The organism is Candidatus Desulfolinea nitratireducens, assembly GCF_982879505.1.
This window is the reverse complement of the sequence record NZ_CEYOSI010000068.1, coordinates 1-15,838: the sequence shown is the minus strand read 5'-3', so window position 1 is coordinate 15,838 and position 15,838 is coordinate 1. Positions and strand designations below refer to the sequence as shown.

Here is a 15,838-nt window from a genome sequence, read left to right as displayed (position 1 = left end):
GGTGGTGCAGCCTTGCCATAATCGAGAACATCGCGGGTGCCGGTTCCCCCGGTTGGGGCAGAAACGATGCCCTCGTCCTCCATCGCATCCATCAGGCGGGAGGCTCGCGTGTATCCGATCCGGAGCTTTCGCTGCAGCATGGAAACGGAAGCACGCCCCTGGCGGCGGACGAGATCGATCGATTCGTCATAGAGGGGATCGATCTTTTTGGCCGGGTTCATCTCCTCAAACATTTCTACCTGTTTGAGAGGTACCCCAGTTGGGGGCTTGGACATCTGCGTGCCTGCCATTGCATAGGCACTGAGTTGCTGACCGGTCTGCATTTTCCAGAATTGAACGAGCCGATCCGTTTCTGCATCTGAGACAAAGACACCCTGCAAGCGGGCAGCCGCGGGGGCATCGGGGGCCTGGTAGAGCATATCGCCACGGCCCAAAAGCCTTTCTGCGCCGGTTTGGTCGAGGATGACGCGACTATCCACGCCTGACGCAACTGCAAAGGCGATCCGGGCCGGGAAATTGGCTTTGATCAGCCCAGTGACCACATCTGTGCTGGGACGCTGGGTGGCAAGGATCATATGGATCCCGGTTGCGCGTGCAAGCTGGGCCAGCCGTGTGATGGTGCGTTCGGTTTCATCGGGGGCGATCATCATCAGATCTGCCAATTCGTCAATGACGATCACAAGGAAGGGTAGTTTTTTGCCCCCCTGGAGCTTCATGCGGCCATTATAATCGGTGATATTGCGTGCGCCAACCTGGGCAAATTCATGGTAGCGCTTATCCATCTCCCGAGTCATCCACTGCAATGCGCCAACAACACGCTCTGTCTCGACAACGACCGGCGAAAGCAGATGCGGGATGCCGTTATACCCTGTCAGTTCAACCCGTTTGGGGTCAACCAAGACCAGCCGCAGATCATCCGGCGTATTGTTGAGCAGCATTGAGGTCAGGATGGCGTTAATACAGACCGATTTACCAGATCCGGTTGTACCCGCGATGAGCATATGCGGCATGGCGGTTAGATCGGCAACCTGGGGATGCCCGGCCACATCGCGCCCAAGCGCAAAACCGAGTGGCATATCTTTGCGTTTGAAAATATCGCTTTCGAGAATATCCCGCAAGGCGACCAGCTCCATCTCTTCGTTGGGAACTTCGATGCCGATATATCCCTTACCGGGAACTGGTGCCTGAATGCGGATCCGGGAGGCGGCCAGCGCAAGCGCGAGATCATCTCCCAGTGATGTGATCTTGCTGACGCGGACGCGCGTCCGCCCGTTTCGAGTCTCAATAAAACTTGGTTCAACACCAAATTGAGTGACCGTTGGCCCCCGGCTTATTTCTACCACCTGTACAGGTGCACCAAAAGAACCCAGGGTATCTTCGATCAGGCGGGCGCGCCCCTCAACGTATTTTTCGTTAATCGACGGGGCCGAACCGGGATCGAGAACCTCTGCAATCGGTGGTAACTGCCACTCAATCCGCATTTCTCCTGTAGAGATGCCCTCTTGAAACTGAGGCGTGGAGGCAACCGGGGAGGCCGTTCCCTCAATAGGGGTATAGCCATTCATTTGGACAGGGGGCATTTCTTTTGGCGGAGGATTGGCAGCGCGTACGTCGGCGAGACGCTCCCTCCAAATCTGATAAACCATCCTGAAGGGTGTGCTAATGTATCCGAAAAAATCCTGGATGGAAATATCCAGGGTCATTGTCAGGGAAATCAAGAGCCAGGCCAATAAAGCAGTGATGGCCCCAAGACTACCCAGGCCTGTCCAAAGAAGGCGCAGGAAAAGCGCCCCCAAATAGCCCCCACCAATGAGTCCATCTGCAAAAGCAACCTCCTGTACCGGGTTTTCTGTGAGGAGCTGTGAGATCGGCAAAAGCCAAAGGAAGAGGAAAGCAAGCCCGGTTACACGCTCGACAGAGAGATGAGGAATACTCTCCTGGTTGCGAACGATCAGCCAGACCCCAAGAAAAAGCAATGCGGCGGGAAATATCCATCGACCCCATCCAAAGGCATGCGTAATGAAGACAACCCAGACCTCGATGAAGCGACTTCGATTCGCGGAACCCAGGCTGAGGAAGGTTAATATACCCAACAGTGCCAATGCCGTTCCGATCAGATCAAGACGGCGATTGATCGATAGTCTTTGCCAGATATTTAACTGAACAGGCTCTTTCTTCCTCGTTCCGGAAGTTTTGGACTTGCTCGTTTTATTCGATGATGAAGATTTCCTGACTGGTTTTTTCTTGGTAGTTTTTTTGGCCGGCATACGACTCTCTCAATTAGACTTGGAATTTGCGTTAAAGTATAGCACAAATGGTCTTTTCATCAGGTGGTTCAAACCTTTAATCGAGTACAATACTTGTCTGTAAAAAAGGCACTAGAGCCACCAATAATTTACTCGTATTTCAGATGAAAAATTAGAAATCATCTCACCTGATAGGATCATATTTTGTTCGAAATTATATTTCTTGGCACATCCGCAGCTGCCCCATCTATCCGGCGTGGGCTTTCAGCACAGATGGTAAAACACGACGAATATCGCTTCCTCATTGATTGCGGCGAAGGCACCCAACGTCAGATCTTACAATCGGGACTTGGTTTCAAGCGTCTTACCCGCGTATTGCTTACCCATGGTCATCTCGACCATATTCTTGGTCTCGGCGGGCTGCTCTCAACGCTCACACGTTGGGAGGCTCTCGATGAATTCGAAATTTACGGCGGGCGCCATACTCTCGATCGCGTCCATAACCTGCTTTACAGTGTGGTATGGCCCGGCAGAAAACCAGATGCCAAGGTACATTTGCGTGAGATCAAACCAGGTCTTGTTTTTGAGGAAAAGGATTTCACCATCACCGCCTTTTCGGTTACCCATCGTGGCCCCGATTGTCTTGGCTATCGTTTTGATGAAAAATCACATCGCCCCTTTTTGGCGGAAAAAGCGGATGAACTCGGGATTCCATTTGGCCCCGTCCGCCGGGATTTGATCAATGGCGAGAGCATCACCCTCGCAGACGGCCGCCGTATTGATCCTGAAGATGTGCTGGGCCCCGTTAAAAAAGGGATCAGTCTGGCAATTACCGGAGATACAAATCGCACCGATAATTTGATCGAAGCCTGTCAGGATCTGGATACCCTTGTGATCGAAGCGACTTATACCCACGAAGATGCCGAAATGGCGGGTAAGTTCGGCCACCTAACGGCGCGGCAGGCTGCCGAATTGGCGAAGCAAGCCAAGGTCAAGCAACTGATCCTGACACATTTATCCCGCCGTTATCGTGAAAGAGATATCCTAAGCGAAGCACGAGCGATATTCCCCAATTCCTACGTCGCCCGTGACTTCGATACTTATCAGGTTAAAAGAGAAGAGATATGAGTACAAAGAAAAACTATACCTTAGGGGTTCTTACATCTGGTGGCGATGCCCCAGGGATGAATGCCTGCGTGCGCGCTATTGCGCGGACAGCCTTTGGCGAAAGCATCAATATAGTTGGCGTGATGAATGGTTATGAGGGGTTGATCAATGGCGAATTCAAACGCTGGAAAAATGCCCGTGACGTGGGCGGGATTCTGCGTCGAGGGGGAACAGTACTGCAAGCTCAGCGTAGTGAACGCTTTCGTGAAAAGAATGGGCAGCGTGAAGCCATTCGCAATATGAACGAAGAAGGCATAGACGGGTTGATCACCATCGGCGGTGACGGAACTTTAAACGGAGCACATGCCATCGCCAAACAGGGCGTAAAGGTGGTCGGCATCCCTGCTAGTATCGATAATGATATCTGGGGAACAGATATGGCAATTGGCGTAGACACTGCCCTGAATACCATTACAGAATCAGTTGACAAGTTGCGAGATACAGCCTCCTCGCATACTCGCGCCTTTCTTGTTGAAACGATGGGGCGTAATAACGGCTACCTCGCAGTACAGGCTGGGATTGCTTGTGGCGCAGAAATTGTGCTTTGTCCCGAGTTCCCGACCACGGTTGAAAATGTGGCAGAGATCATCGAGGATGCTTATAGACGCGGCAAAAATCACGCCATTATCATCGTTGCTGAAGGAGCCACTCTTCGCTCAACTGAGCTGGCTGAAAAACTTGACGCCCTGGATATTGGCTTTAAGACTCGCGTGACCATTTTAGGACATATCCAGCGTGGTGGCTCACCAACCGCCTTCGACCGTCTGCTTGCGGCGCGCCTTGGCATTCGTGCGGTTCAGGTTTTGCTGGAGGGGCAAAGCGACGTTATGGTCGGCTTGCGCGGACGTGATATTACCCTTGCCCCCCTCAAAGATGTGGTCAGCAATACTCGCCCTGTCAATCTTGAATTTTATAATATGGTCCGCAATTTGGCACAATAATTTTAGCCCTCACCCCGATCCCCTCTCCCGCAGGCGGGAGAGGGTGGCGAGCTTAGCGAGACGGGTGAGGGGAAATAAGCGTAGAATAATTTCTTATGAATCATCTCAACTCAATTTGCGTTTTCTGCGGATCGTCAGATTCGGTTCACACGGACTACTTGCTTGCTGCCCGTCAAATGGGCGAAATCTTTGCCGAGCGCAAGATCCGTTTGATCTATGGCGGCGGCAAAACGGGATTGATGGGCGCAATCGCAGACGGAGTCATCGAGGGGGGTGGTGAGGCAGTTGGCGTGATCATTCCGAGCATGAACACCCCCGGATTGGCAAAAAATGATATTACCTGCCTGGAGGTGGAGCCCTCGATGCACGCCCGCAAAGCACGGATGCACGAACTCGCGGATGGCTTTATCGCCCTACCCGGTGGATACGGTACCCTCGACGAACTCTTCGAGACCCTGACCTGGAAACAGATCGGCGAACATGGTAAACCGGTCGGTTTGCTGGATGTGCGCAGCTATTTTCAACCGATGCTCAAAATGATTGAGCATGCTCAAAAAGAAGGCTTTATCTTCAGTGAGCACCGTGAAGGATTGCTCTGTAACGCCGATCCTGCTGCCTTGCTGGAAGCGATGGGGAGTCACAATCACCTCGAGGATGCCGTCAGGAGATGGATGCGACAAGAGTGAATAGCTAAATAATTATCAAGATTTTCCCCTCTCCAGGGTTGGAAATAAGTCATAAGAACTTTCTTCACTAAGATGAAATTCCTTCTATTATAGGACTCACGCATTTTTATAATCCTTATCCCAATGCTCAGCGTTGGGGTATTGTAGCCAAGCCGCAACGCAGAGCATTGCGGCGAGAAAAAAAGAGGATTGCGTAAGTCCAATATTAGTAATAATCAGCTCCTACGAGCTGATTTTTACTATGGTTTTGAAGCCTGTTTTGAAGCCTGGGATAGTGTACTCTTATATAGTTTAGTAGAGGTAATCGGTGTTATTTTGGTTGATTACCAAAATGAAGGGACAAGGGATTATGGACAAACCATTTGCAATGATCATTGAAGATGAACCTGAAATCGCTGCTCTATTCCGATATGCTCTTGAAAGCGCGGGATACCGGACGGAGATCGTTCTTCATGGACAGGTTGCTGTTGAACGACTTTCCAACAGTCGACCTGATGTTGTTTTGCTGGATCTACGGCTGCCTGTTGTATCCGGGATCGAGATCCTGAAAATTATTCGAAATGACAGGCGATTCGATCAGACCAAGATAATTGTGGTCTCTGCACATGCCTATATGGTCGAGGGTTTGCCAGCAGAGCCAGACTTTACATTACTAAAACCGATCAGTGTTGAACAGTTAACAAAGCTCGTTTCTCGTATAAAACCATCGAAACCCTCATACGACAAAATACATCAAAGTGTATCCGTGGTTTAAATATACGAGAATTTATCATTCCTTCGTGGGGAGGAGAATACTCATCTCATGGCCATTGCCCGGGGGGATGAGTACTTTTAGTACAAATAACTAGATTCTGCAATAAAATAACGCGGGGAAAAGAAATATTTACGCTTTGCAGCGATCACATAATGAAAAATTCAAAGAAGGATTACCAGGGAGGTAATTAGAAGAATGTTTCTTAATTAGTGGGATTCCTTTGCTTGGCAGGTATAATTAACACTCTGCGGCAGCAATAATTACTCCCAAAAACTCTTTGCCTGCACTGTGCGCTGGCACACTGTGCTCTCTGTGTCTCTGTGGTGCAAAAAAAGGAGAAACCCATGAAAATCCCTCCCTTCACTCTCGAACGCTACTTTGCCAAACACGAATTCTTTACCGCACGGACGTAAACATCCATGCTAAATGCCACAGCCGACTAAAGTTGTCTGGTTCACTTGAGCGGGCTTAAGCGAACTAGCTTGGGGATTTATTCCTCAGTAGTAAAAAATACTCCCAAAAACTCTCTGTGTCTCTGTGGTGCAAAAAAAGGAGAAACCCATGAAAATCCCTCCCTTCACCCTCGAACGCTACTTTGCCAAACACGAATTCTCCGCCAAATATCTACTCTCCAGTTCCGATTGCGAATCGCTAAGATTGCCAGAATTGCTTGAGATGGCATCCCCGGAAATGCGCTCAAGCTGGGAAAACCTCCAACTTGGCTACACCGAATCACAGGGGCATCCCCTCCTGCTGGAGGAAACTGCCAAATTTCATGCAGGTCTGAGTGCATCAAACCTGCTTGTCGCTGCACCGCAGGAAAACATCTTCCTGCTTATGGAAGCCCTGCTCCAACCCGGTGACCACGTCATTGCGGCTTTTCCGGGCTACCAATCCCTTTACGAGATCGCGCGCACTATTGGCTGCCATGTCTCCATGTGGGAACCAGATGAAGAGGCCGACTGGCATTTTGATCTGGAAAAACTCGCTGCGCTGATCCGCCCTTCCACGAAGCTGGTCGTAGTCAACTTCCCGCATAATCCCACCGGCTATATCCCTCCACAGGATGAATTTGATGCGCTGATCGAGATGCTCCGTAAAAAAGGGATCTTCCTGCTCTCCGATGAAATGTACCGTTTTCTGGAGATAAATCCCGGTGCGACCCTGACTTCGGCTTGCTCAAATTACGAAAGAGCTTTTTCTCTCTTCGGCATGTCGAAAACCTTTGGCCTCGCCGGCCTGCGGATCGGCTGGATCGCAACCCGGCATCAGCCCACCCTTGCACGGATGCGCGAACTAAAAGATTACACCACCATCTGTAGCAGCGCGCCAAGCGAAATTCTGTCGATCATCGCTCTGCAAAACAAAGGGGCAATCATCGCCGATCAAAACGCACGCGTGGGCAGAAATTTAGCCTTGCTTGAAAAATTTATGACTAAATATGCGCATCTCTTCCGCTGGAATAGACCCCGTGGCGGTTCGATCTGTTTTCCGCGTATGTTGGGCGACGAGAGCACGCTGGCCTTTGCTGATCTTCTTGTTGAAGAGGCCGGGATCATGATCGCCCCCTCGCATGTTTTCGACTATGGGAATCAGCACTTCCGGATCGGTTTTGGACGCGAGAATTTTGGGGAGGTTCTGGATGTCTTTGGGGAATATTTGGATAAGAAGTTTAAAAGCTAATATTTTTTCCACGAACGCACACATGTGCCAGCGCACAATGCGGGAAAAGTTTTTCTTTGTGGTCACAAAGGGTTTCTTCGTGCTCTTTGTGTCTTGGTGGTGATATCGTCTAACGTTCTACTATGAAGCGCACGCTCTCTTCAACCGAATTCCCCGCCCTGTCGCGTGCGACCACCTTCAACTGATGATTCCCCGGCGAGGTTGCCCAGGTCAAGGTATACGGTGAATCTGACACCGCGCCCACCTGTTGAAAGTCAATATAAAACTCAACCACATCCACTCCCAAATTATCGTTCGCCTGGACCTGAATATCGATCTGACGATCCTTGGTGCCATCCAGTTTTTCCCCTTCCTGCGGATAAATCGTGCGTAGTGTTGGTGACTCATTATCAATACTGACTTGAGTTGTGGCGATCTCAAGGCGTTCATCCTTCTGCACGACCAGCAATTGAATTGCGTAGAGTCCGTTCAGACCGCTCGTATCCCAGGTAACGAGAGTACCTCCCTGGACTGGCTCGTGAATATCCTCGCTGATCAGGGTCCAGCCCTGTGGATTAAGTCCCTGCCCAACCTGTACACGATAATAGGTAAAGTTTTCCCCTGCTGCTGTCCCGTCAATTTCAACCATGCCACTCACATCGGCAAAAAGATCGGGGAGGCTGATATTCGCATTTGGTAAACGCGGCGGCAACTGGATTGCGTCATAAGAATCGGGCGGTGTTGTCAGCCCGGCCGCCTCAGCCCAAACCCGCGCCTCTGCTGGAACGAGCATATAATTTTTTTCTTCGATCAACTCTGGTGGGGTGAAGACTGTTGCCAAATAGCCGGTTTCCCGGTTGACTTCAAAGGTACGATACAAATTATCATATTGACTTGGTTCAGAGCCATTCAGAAAAACTTCGTTAACGATATTCGGGCAATCTGTTGTTGGAAGCAAACCAGAGGGATCACAGACACCCATTTTTGTAACGCCGATAGGCGCTTCCCAGCCCTCAGGGGGGAGGTCTGTACTGGCGGTCTGCATAAGCGCATGCCAAACCCCCGCCGCTGCTTTGGGTGAAAAAGCTTCGTTAGCTCCCATCCAGATGACGATGACACGCCGGGGGGTATATCCAAGCGTCCATGCCTCGCGTCCATCAGCCAATTGGCCGATCTTTGCCGCTGCGGGACGCCCGATCTCAAGCGCATTTGGTGTTCCCAGACTCGGCCAGCGCGCTGTCTCGTCACTCAGGACATTGTTCATCAAATACGCCAACTGTGCTGTAACCACTGGCTGAGATTGAGGCGTCGCCCAATCCAGCCAGGTATTGCCCTCCGCATCAGTTATTTTCAGGATTGTCACGGCTTGCAGATTTTCATTAATTTGCTGCCCATGCATCACGCCATCAGCAGCAAATACCCCAAAAGCTTGTGCCATATCAAGAGGGGAGAGCAAGGCATTTTCTGATGTCAGCACGTCAAAATCCAACCCAAAGGAACGTGAGATCCGGGTCACGTTTTCACTGCCCATCTGCGCCAGGACCCCTTCCATGGGAACGAGATAATCATTTGCCAATGCCATCCGCAAACGCAGTGGCCCATGAAAACTCCCGTCAAAATTTTGCGTATTCGCTTCGTTGGGGATATCCCATAAAAGCGACGCAGGACTCAGCCCACGCGTGAACCCGGTTAGATAGATAAAGGGAGTCAGACTTGACCCGGCCCTGTGGGCCGCCAAATTAGCGGATTCTCCATTTAGCGTGGTCTCACCAACCGCTGCCAATATCTGTCCATTGACCGGATCGATCAGCATCGCACTGGCGTGGACATTACTAACTGTATTTGCTATCGGAAGTGAGGGTAGCAGGCGTGCTGTTGCGCAAGAATTTTCTTTTTCGCTGCTTAGGCGGGCAACCTGTGCTGCCACCGCACAGGCCGACTCTTTTTGCAGGTCAAGATCAAGGGTGGAGGTAATTGTCAACCCGCCGCGTTCGAGCCGCTCTCGAGGGTATAGGTCTGCAAGTTGGGTGAAGATTAAACGGGTAAATGCCGGAGCCGGGTTACCTCTTTCTTCAAATGAGGGCAGGTCAAAGGGCGTCTGTAACGCTGTATCTGCTTTGTCTTTGTCCAGCATCTCCAATGCCTCCATGATATGGATAGTCTCTTGTCTGCGTTGATAAGCGATCGTCGGTGTATCAATGGGATTGAGAGCCGGGATTTGATTAATGGCTGCGAGGGTGGCGGATTCGGCAAGATTCAGCTCGGTGACTGATTTTTCAAAATAAAGCTGTGCGGCGGCTTCGGCACCATAAGCATGCTGCCCATAATTGGTGCTGTTCAGCCACCACTCAAGGATTTGTTGACGACCATAGATCTCGGTCAGTTGGGCCGCCAGTATCCGCTCACGGAGGGCGCGACGCAGAGAAGGGGCTTCATCCCAAAGCAGCAGGTCAGCAACGAGACGCTGGGTGAGGGTGGGATGGGATTCGGGGTTACCAAGATCGGCGAGGCTGTAGCCGGGATGTTCCCAAAAGGAGGGATCGATCAGGACAAGGGTGGCCTGCGCAAGAGAATCAGGGAGATGTTGCGGGTTATTTTTGCTGAGAGGGATATAACGGCGCGGAGCATCTTCGGGCGCGAAAACCTGGATTAGATGTTCCCCGCTCCGATCATAGATCCGTGTGGGCTGGAGCAGACTGCCATCGCGCGGATTGAGTAAAAGCCCAAGTGTTTCTGGTGAGGGGAGATCGCTGGTAATACTTTTATAGCTGAAAATAAGAGAAAAGATGCCAAAGATCAGCAGCAGGCTGAGGATGAATCCACATCCCACGCCTAGATTGCGACTGCCTTTTTCGAGGCGAGGGCCTGATCCAGTGCGTCGTTTACGACGATTGCGGAGGATAGTGAGGGTGCTAGACATTATGAATCCAGAAAATTATCCAGCCAGCCCATGATCCCGCCATTGGACCTGGGCTTTGCATTTTTTGGCAACTCGCCTTGAACCATGCCATTCTCTCCGTTGATGAGGACAAGATAATCCTTCTCTCCATAAGGGTAGGTTGTCATCCAGACGGGTAGCATGAGCAGCTTATAAGAATCGATCGCCAAATTTTCTGAAGAGGTTTTTAGTTTGGCAAGATAACTCATCCGCAGGGCCACTTCTTTTTTATAGCGGTTATTCGCCTGACTGCGTGCCTCCAGCGAGGCATCGCCAAGGGCGATCTCGTAAGCTTCAGCAGGCCAATTGGCCAGATAGCGGGCATCATAGGGTTTTGCTTCGCGCAAATTATAGGTCTCAACAAGACGCGAAATATATTTCTTATGCTTGTGGTTGGCGGGGATAACCAGATCGTCAATAAAAACAGGGTAATCTCCCTTTTCAGTTTTCAGCACCATTTTTGTCTGAAAACCAATGGTCTGTTCTTCATAACGCTGACCATGATACCGAATTGCCCCGCCAATATCAAAAGTCCATACCGGCAGATAAAATCCACGTGGGGGCATAACCTTGCCATGGGGTGTAAAATTGTTTTCCTGCACCCATTCGACTAAAAGCCGCGTAGCGCCGCGTTGATCAAAAGCGTGTGGAATGATGGCATCCGGGTCAAGGAGTTCGCGAATTTCATCGTGGCTGACAACATGGGGTGAGGCACAATATGCACAGGCAGCAGAAAGAGAATCGGGGGGAAGCAAAAATTCTGCGCCGCAGCCTTCACAATGGAAGACCTTCCGCGCGACGGGCTTGCTATGTCCGCGCAAGGTTGCCATCGCGGTGAAGAAATCCTGTTCTTCGAAGGTTTCACCTTCTGTGGCAACGCTTTCACCCTTTGCGCAAAAATCACAACTCAGCGTTTGCCCATCAGGGGAGAAACTCATCCGCGCACCGCAATTGGGACACATAAAACGCTCAGCGTTGCCCTCTCTGTCTTCGGTGGCAGGTGCCGGGATTCTATCTGCGTTGATCACCTCATCTGCTTTGAGTTTGCCATCCAGGATCGCCAAAGAGCGGCGTGCCCGGGCATGGGTCATTCGGTATGAGAGTGCTTCTTCCAGGGCTTTTCGTTTTTCTTCTTTTTCCTCGGTGATTTCGCTCAAATAAAACCACGCATCTGCCAACACATCGTGATCTCTTGCAGTAATGAAGACACGCTCAAGATATTTGTTTGCCAGATTATTTTCCCCGCTCTTCAAGGCTGTGACTGCAGAATGCATTAAGCGCCGGACTCGTTCATCACTCATCGGCGCACAATCGCATCGGTCATACGGGCAATCCGCACCATTTCCTTCACATCATGGACACGGATAATATCTGCGCCGCGGGCGATACCAACCGCAACCGCGGCAGCTGTTCCCTCCACGCGCTGGTCGGCGGGCAGATCGAGGGTGTAGCCAATATAAGATTTGCGTGAGGGGCCCAGTAAAACCGGATACCCCAGGGCGCGGATATCGTCGAGACGGTCGTTCAATACCAGATTTTGAGCGATCGTTTTCCCAAATCCAATTCCCGGATCGAGGATGATCGCCTCGTCCGCGACCCCGGCTTGCTTCGCCAACTCAACCGATTCGAGCAGTTCACGTTTGACATCTTCGAGCAGATCATCGTATTCTGCGCCAGCGTAGGCTTTCCCCAATTGTTCACGGACTTCGACGCTGGCTGGATTGCTGCGGTTATGCATCAAGATCACCGGGCAGCCGAATGACGCCACAACGGAAGCAAGTTCAGGGTCCGCGCGCAGCGCCCAAACATCGTTGACAATATGCGCTCCTGCTTCAAGAGCAGCCTTTGCGACAGAGGCTTTGTAGGTATCCACAGAGATCAATGTCTCTGGTATTTGCCTGGAAATTTCGCGGATGATCGGGATAACGCGCGCCATTTCATCATCCGCATTAACAGGTTCTGAACCCGGGCGAGTCGATTCGCCTCCGACGTCGAGGATATCTGCGCCTGCATCCACAAAGCGGTGGGCTTGGGCTAATGCCTCCCCACCCCCCCCCTCGCCCCCCCCGCTTGCGGGGGGGGAATTAAAGGGGGGGGTTGGGGAGGGTAATAAACCATCGCCCGAAAAGCTATCGGGCGTGGCGTTGAGAATACCCATCACATAGGTGCGTTCGCCCCATGCGAGAGTTTGGTTGTTGATTTTGAGAGGTTGCATAAGCGCTAAAAGATCACCACCATGGCACTAAGATCACAAAGAAAAACTTTGCCCGCACTGTGCGCTGGCACACGTGTGTACTCTGCCTGCACTGTGCGCACATCGTCCCGATATCCTTCGGGAGGCACATGTATGTCTTTGCGGTGAAGCATTAAGCAAATTGATCCAGCGGCTTGGAGAGCCAGGATTCGGCTTCCTCGAGATCAGTATAGATGTGGATATCAGCTGCGAAATTCGTGTCGGCCAATGCAGCTACTTTGCGGATTGCGTTCGCAGCTTCCTCATTAGCAACCACAACAGCAAGACGAATTTTTCGCGCCGAGGGGTCGCTATTCAGACGGATTGCCGCGCGCAAGGCCTCTTCAGGCACATCTTCTACCTGACGCAAATCATATAAGTTGCGGGTCAGCCGATCGGCATCAAACAGGTGTTCTTCGGCAAACTTTTTCCAATGCACGACCGTCGCTTTTGAAAGATCAGTGAAAGTGTAGTGCATCCCGCCATCATTGCGGCGGACAACATGGTAGCCAATACCGGGCTCGTGTTTCCAGTTAAGGGGCTTTACGTCTGACATGGGAAACCTCCAGAAATTTTCTAAATTAAGTGGTGAAGTGATTATACCGAAAAAGGGGTGATTCCGCTGGTATCAACATCATTTAGCAAGGAATGCACACGCTGACCAAGGATGGGATGCTCAAGTTCCGGAGCGAGATCAGCCAGTGGTATGAGGACAAAAGCCCGCTCGTGCAAACGCAGGTGCGGGATGTGCAAATCATCTTCGCTGAGGACGAGATCATCATAAAAAAGGATGTCGAGATCGATCTGGCGGGGACCATAGCGGAAGGATTCAATCCGCCCCAATTCATCTTCCTGTTTTTTGAGATAAGTGAGTAATGCCCGTGGTTTTAGGCTTGTGGCAGCTTCAATGACCATATTCAGGAATGCAGGTTGGTCGGTGTAACCCCACGGCGGAGTCTCGTAAATGGTCGATTCACGGATAATATGCACATCTGGTGCGAGGGATTCGATGGCAGAACGCAGGTTGGCGAGGCGATCACCGAGGTTGGTGCCCAAAGCGATATAAATAATTGACATGAAATTTATGGGTAGGGGCGGGTCTCAGACCCGCCCTACAGTTTATACCCTTTCCAAAATTGTCGCGGTTGCCATGCCATGACCGATGCACATCGTCTGCAAGCCAAATCTGGCCTGGCGTCGCTGCATCTCGTGGACGAGTTTTGTCATCAGGATCGCACCCGTCGCACCGAGTGGATGCCCGTGGGCGATGGCGCCTCCGTTGACATTTACTTTCTCCATATTGGCATCAAGTTCTTTTGCCCAGGCCAAAACCACGCTGGCAAAGGCTTCATTGATCTCGATCAGATCCATATCATCCAGGGTCAGGCCATTGGTCATTTCAAGGACCTTTCTGGTTGCGGCAATGGTGCCATCGAGGGCCAGAATGGGATCGGTACCGACAGCGGTGCGCGTCAGGACGCGGGCGATGGGCATCAGGTTATATCGTCCAACGGCCTCGGCAGAGGCGAGCAGCAGTGCGCCCGCCCCGTCGCTGATCTGGGAGGCATTGCCCGCGGTAACAGTCCCATCCGCTTTGAAGGCAGGCTTAATGGTGCGCATCTTTTCGCGATCTGGGGGGCGACGGACGCCTTCGTCAGTGGAGAAAACTTCCCCGGAAGGGAGGGGTAAGGGGATGATTTGATCGTTGAAATATCCTGCGTCTATGGCGGCGGCAGCTTTCTCGTGTGAGCGGAACGCAAAATCATCCTGCTCGTCACGGGTCAGACTCCATTTTTCTGCCATCATCTCGGCACTTGTCCCCTGATGGACGAGGTCATAGGGAAAATCCTGCGGCCACGCCTCGGGATAATCCGCCCCAAGCACTTGATGGGACATCATCTCGGTCCCACCTGCAAGGACGAGACCGGCATCGCCCGCGAGAATGGCCTGCGCAGCAAAGTGGACCGCCTGCTGGCTGGAACCGCACATCCGGTTGATGCTGACGGCGGGGACCTCCACGGGAAAGCCGGCCTTGAGCGCGGCGAGGCGGGCCATATTTGCGCCCTGATCGCCGATGGGGGTGACGATGCCCCAGATCACATCGTCGATGCGTTTCGGGGCAATGCCCGCACGGCGGATGGCTGCCTCCATGACTTGAGCGGCAAGGTCAACAGGGGCAAGGGGATAAAGAGCCCCTTTTTCACGGCCCAGGCCAATCGCGCTGCGTACAGCGGAGATAATAAATACGTCGGTATCAGACATGGTATTTTCCTTTGAGAATGCTATACTTCGGCAAAGCTATTGTACAGGAAAAGCCTTGCGATTGAAACAAAATAACCCATGAAATTTTCAAAGATCATCCTGAGAAATAAAAATATAAATTTGTTATACGAAGCAAGAATAATTATGGATAGAATTTTGGGGTTAGATTTTGAAGTTGAAATTCAAGCAGAAGAATTGGGCTATGATCCGAAAAATGTGGACCGCACCTCTCCGTCCGGGAATCATTATTTGGTACAGGTATTGCACGATCATAATATTACAGATAAGGACTCTATTGTGGATGTAGGCTCTGGAAAAGGCAGTGCAATGAGATCCATGCTAAAGTTCCCCTTTGCGAGAGTTGATGGGGTGGAGTATTCAGAGCATATTGCGAGAATAGCGATAAGAAATTTCGAGAAATTAAATGTGGAAAGAAGTGATGTCTTTATTTGCGACGCTTCGACTTTTCAACACTATACTCGCTATAATTATATTTATTTCTATAACCCCTTTCCCTCTGAAATTATGGTTAGAGTTATGCGAAAAATAAACCGGTCCATCCAAAGAACCGATAGAGAAATAATAATCATTTACAATAATCCGATTTATCATGAAATCATTATTGGCAAAAAAGTATTTTCCAGAATTGCGATATATCCGGCTGAGTGGGGTCATCAAATGTATATATATTCAAATAGAAAAGGAAAAGATTCCAGGATAAATCGTTAAGAAATTGCTCCACCTGCCCCCTCGCACAGCATCCTGTAAGGGCTCAGGTAACCTTGATGACAATAGACATTTGTTTTTGGGGGATGAAACTTATATTATTTGGATAATAATGATTTTCATGAGCAGTTGCCAGTAAAATACCGCCGTCATATAATAGGTTATTAAACAAATTGGTTAAATTCAGCATTTGCGATATTGCTCTTTGTGAAGAAAAGAATGG

Annotated in this window: 14 protein-coding genes; 6 read left to right on the top strand and 8 right to left on the bottom strand. The window is 50.8% G+C overall.

What is annotated here, in order from left to right:
* Positions 1 to 2,267, bottom strand: a 2,267-nt coding sequence (locus AC3DOM_RS07895; RefSeq protein WP_487918495.1) for an FtsK/SpoIIIE family DNA translocase, incomplete at its 3' end; no start/stop codon positions are given.
* A 183-nt stretch (positions 2,268 to 2,450) separates the two neighbouring features.
* Here AC3DOM_RS07895 and rnz point away from each other — a divergent pair.
* The 5 genes from rnz to AC3DOM_RS07870 all read left to right on the top strand — a co-directional run bounded on the left by rnz (position 2,451) and on the right by AC3DOM_RS07870 (position 7,477).
* Positions 2,451 to 3,374 carry a ribonuclease Z gene (rnz, locus tag AC3DOM_RS07890; protein ID WP_487918494.1) on the top strand — a complete coding sequence of 308 codons (924 nt, stop codon included), beginning with the start codon at positions 2,451 to 2,453 and terminating at the stop codon, positions 3,372 to 3,374.
* A complete protein-coding gene (gene pfkA, locus AC3DOM_RS07885; RefSeq protein ID WP_487918493.1) occupies positions 3,371 to 4,354 on the top strand; it encodes a 6-phosphofructokinase in 984 nt (327 codons plus the stop codon). The genes rnz and pfkA overlap by 4 nt, the downstream gene beginning before the upstream one ends.
* Positions 4,355 to 4,449: 95 nt before the next feature.
* Positions 4,450 to 5,040: an LOG family protein gene (locus tag AC3DOM_RS07880; RefSeq protein ID WP_487918492.1), complete on the top strand. Its 591-nt coding sequence runs from the start codon at positions 4,450 to 4,452 to the stop codon at positions 5,038 to 5,040.
* A 349-nt stretch (positions 5,041 to 5,389) separates the two neighbouring features.
* Entirely contained in the window at positions 5,390 to 5,794 is a 405-nt protein-coding gene (locus tag AC3DOM_RS07875; RefSeq protein ID WP_487918491.1) for a response regulator, read from the top strand.
* Between the two features lie 561 nt (positions 5,795 to 6,355).
* The gene (locus AC3DOM_RS07870; protein WP_487918490.1) at positions 6,356 to 7,477 is read left to right on the top strand and encodes an aminotransferase class I/II-fold pyridoxal phosphate-dependent enzyme; all 1,122 of its coding nucleotides are present in this window, start codon (positions 6,356 to 6,358) and stop codon (positions 7,475 to 7,477) included.
* A 109-nt stretch (positions 7,478 to 7,586) separates the two neighbouring features.
* Here the strand turns inward: AC3DOM_RS07870 and AC3DOM_RS07865 are convergent, their stop codons facing one another.
* Genes AC3DOM_RS07865 through AC3DOM_RS07835 form a run of 7 tightly spaced genes read right to left on the bottom strand, consistent with a single transcriptional unit; the run spans position 7,587 to position 14,889 of the window.
* The gene (locus tag AC3DOM_RS07865) at positions 7,587 to 10,376 is read right to left on the bottom strand and encodes a transglycosylase domain-containing protein (protein ID WP_487918489.1); all 2,790 of its coding nucleotides are present in this window, start codon (positions 10,374 to 10,376) and stop codon (positions 7,587 to 7,589) included.
* Positions 10,376 to 11,695, bottom strand: coding sequence for a TFIIB-type zinc ribbon-containing protein (locus AC3DOM_RS07860; protein ID WP_487918488.1), 1,320 nt, complete (start codon positions 11,693 to 11,695; stop codon positions 10,376 to 10,378). Before AC3DOM_RS07860 ends, AC3DOM_RS07865 begins: the two co-directional genes overlap by 1 nt.
* On the bottom strand, positions 11,692 to 12,609 hold the full coding sequence (gene folP, locus AC3DOM_RS07855) for a dihydropteroate synthase (protein WP_487918487.1): 918 nt from the start codon (positions 12,607 to 12,609) through the stop codon (positions 11,692 to 11,694). Before folP ends, AC3DOM_RS07860 begins: the two co-directional genes overlap by 4 nt.
* Before the next feature lie 5 nt (positions 12,610 to 12,614).
* Positions 12,615 to 12,761 (bottom strand): hypothetical protein, encoded by a 147-nt coding sequence (locus AC3DOM_RS07850; protein ID WP_487918486.1) that lies wholly within the window; start codon positions 12,759 to 12,761, stop codon positions 12,615 to 12,617.
* Positions 12,761 to 13,183: a hypothetical protein gene (locus tag AC3DOM_RS07845; RefSeq protein WP_487918485.1), complete on the bottom strand. Its 423-nt coding sequence runs from the start codon at positions 13,181 to 13,183 to the stop codon at positions 12,761 to 12,763. The genes AC3DOM_RS07850 and AC3DOM_RS07845 overlap by 1 nt, the downstream gene beginning before the upstream one ends.
* Positions 13,184 to 13,224: 41 nt before the next feature.
* Positions 13,225 to 13,704: a 2-amino-4-hydroxy-6-hydroxymethyldihydropteridine diphosphokinase gene (gene folK / locus AC3DOM_RS07840; RefSeq protein ID WP_487918484.1), complete on the bottom strand. Its 480-nt coding sequence runs from the start codon at positions 13,702 to 13,704 to the stop codon at positions 13,225 to 13,227.
* Between the two features lie 42 nt (positions 13,705 to 13,746).
* Entirely contained in the window at positions 13,747 to 14,889 is a 1,143-nt protein-coding gene (locus tag AC3DOM_RS07835) for a thiolase family protein (RefSeq protein WP_487918483.1), read from the bottom strand.
* A 78-nt stretch (positions 14,890 to 14,967) separates the two neighbouring features.
* Here AC3DOM_RS07835 and AC3DOM_RS07830 point away from each other — a divergent pair, with 78 nt between their 5' ends.
* Positions 14,968 to 15,618: a class I SAM-dependent methyltransferase gene (locus AC3DOM_RS07830; RefSeq protein WP_487918482.1), complete on the top strand. Its 651-nt coding sequence runs from the start codon at positions 14,968 to 14,970 to the stop codon at positions 15,616 to 15,618.
* The last annotated feature ends 220 nt before the right edge of the window (positions 15,619 to 15,838 follow it).

Coding starts and splice junctions, on each gene's coding strand:
- AC3DOM_RS07860 (WP_487918488.1), bottom strand. CDS start 11,695: ATGAGTGATGAACGAGTCCGGCGCTTAATGCATTCTGCAGTCACAGCC.
- AC3DOM_RS07875 (WP_487918491.1), top strand. CDS start 5,390: ATGGACAAACCATTTGCAATGATCATTGAAGATGAACCTGAAATCGCT.
- AC3DOM_RS07870 (WP_487918490.1), top strand. CDS start 6,356: ATGAAAATCCCTCCCTTCACCCTCGAACGCTACTTTGCCAAACACGAA.
- AC3DOM_RS07830 (WP_487918482.1), top strand. CDS start 14,968: ATGAAATTTTCAAAGATCATCCTGAGAAATAAAAATATAAATTTGTTA.
- folP (WP_487918487.1), bottom strand. CDS start 12,609: ATGCAACCTCTCAAAATCAACAACCAAACTCTCGCATGGGGCGAACGC.
- folK (WP_487918484.1), bottom strand. CDS start 13,704: ATGTCAATTATTTATATCGCTTTGGGCACCAACCTCGGTGATCGCCTC.
- AC3DOM_RS07865 (WP_487918489.1), bottom strand. CDS start 10,376: ATGTCTAGCACCCTCACTATCCTCCGCAATCGTCGTAAACGACGCACT.
- pfkA (WP_487918493.1), top strand. CDS start 3,371: ATGAGTACAAAGAAAAACTATACCTTAGGGGTTCTTACATCTGGTGGC.
- AC3DOM_RS07845 (WP_487918485.1), bottom strand. CDS start 13,183: ATGTCAGACGTAAAGCCCCTTAACTGGAAACACGAGCCCGGTATTGGC.
- AC3DOM_RS07880 (WP_487918492.1), top strand. CDS start 4,450: ATGAATCATCTCAACTCAATTTGCGTTTTCTGCGGATCGTCAGATTCG.
- AC3DOM_RS07850 (WP_487918486.1), bottom strand. CDS start 12,761: ATGCTTCACCGCAAAGACATACATGTGCCTCCCGAAGGATATCGGGAC.
- AC3DOM_RS07835 (WP_487918483.1), bottom strand. CDS start 14,889: ATGTCTGATACCGACGTATTTATTATCTCCGCTGTACGCAGCGCGATT.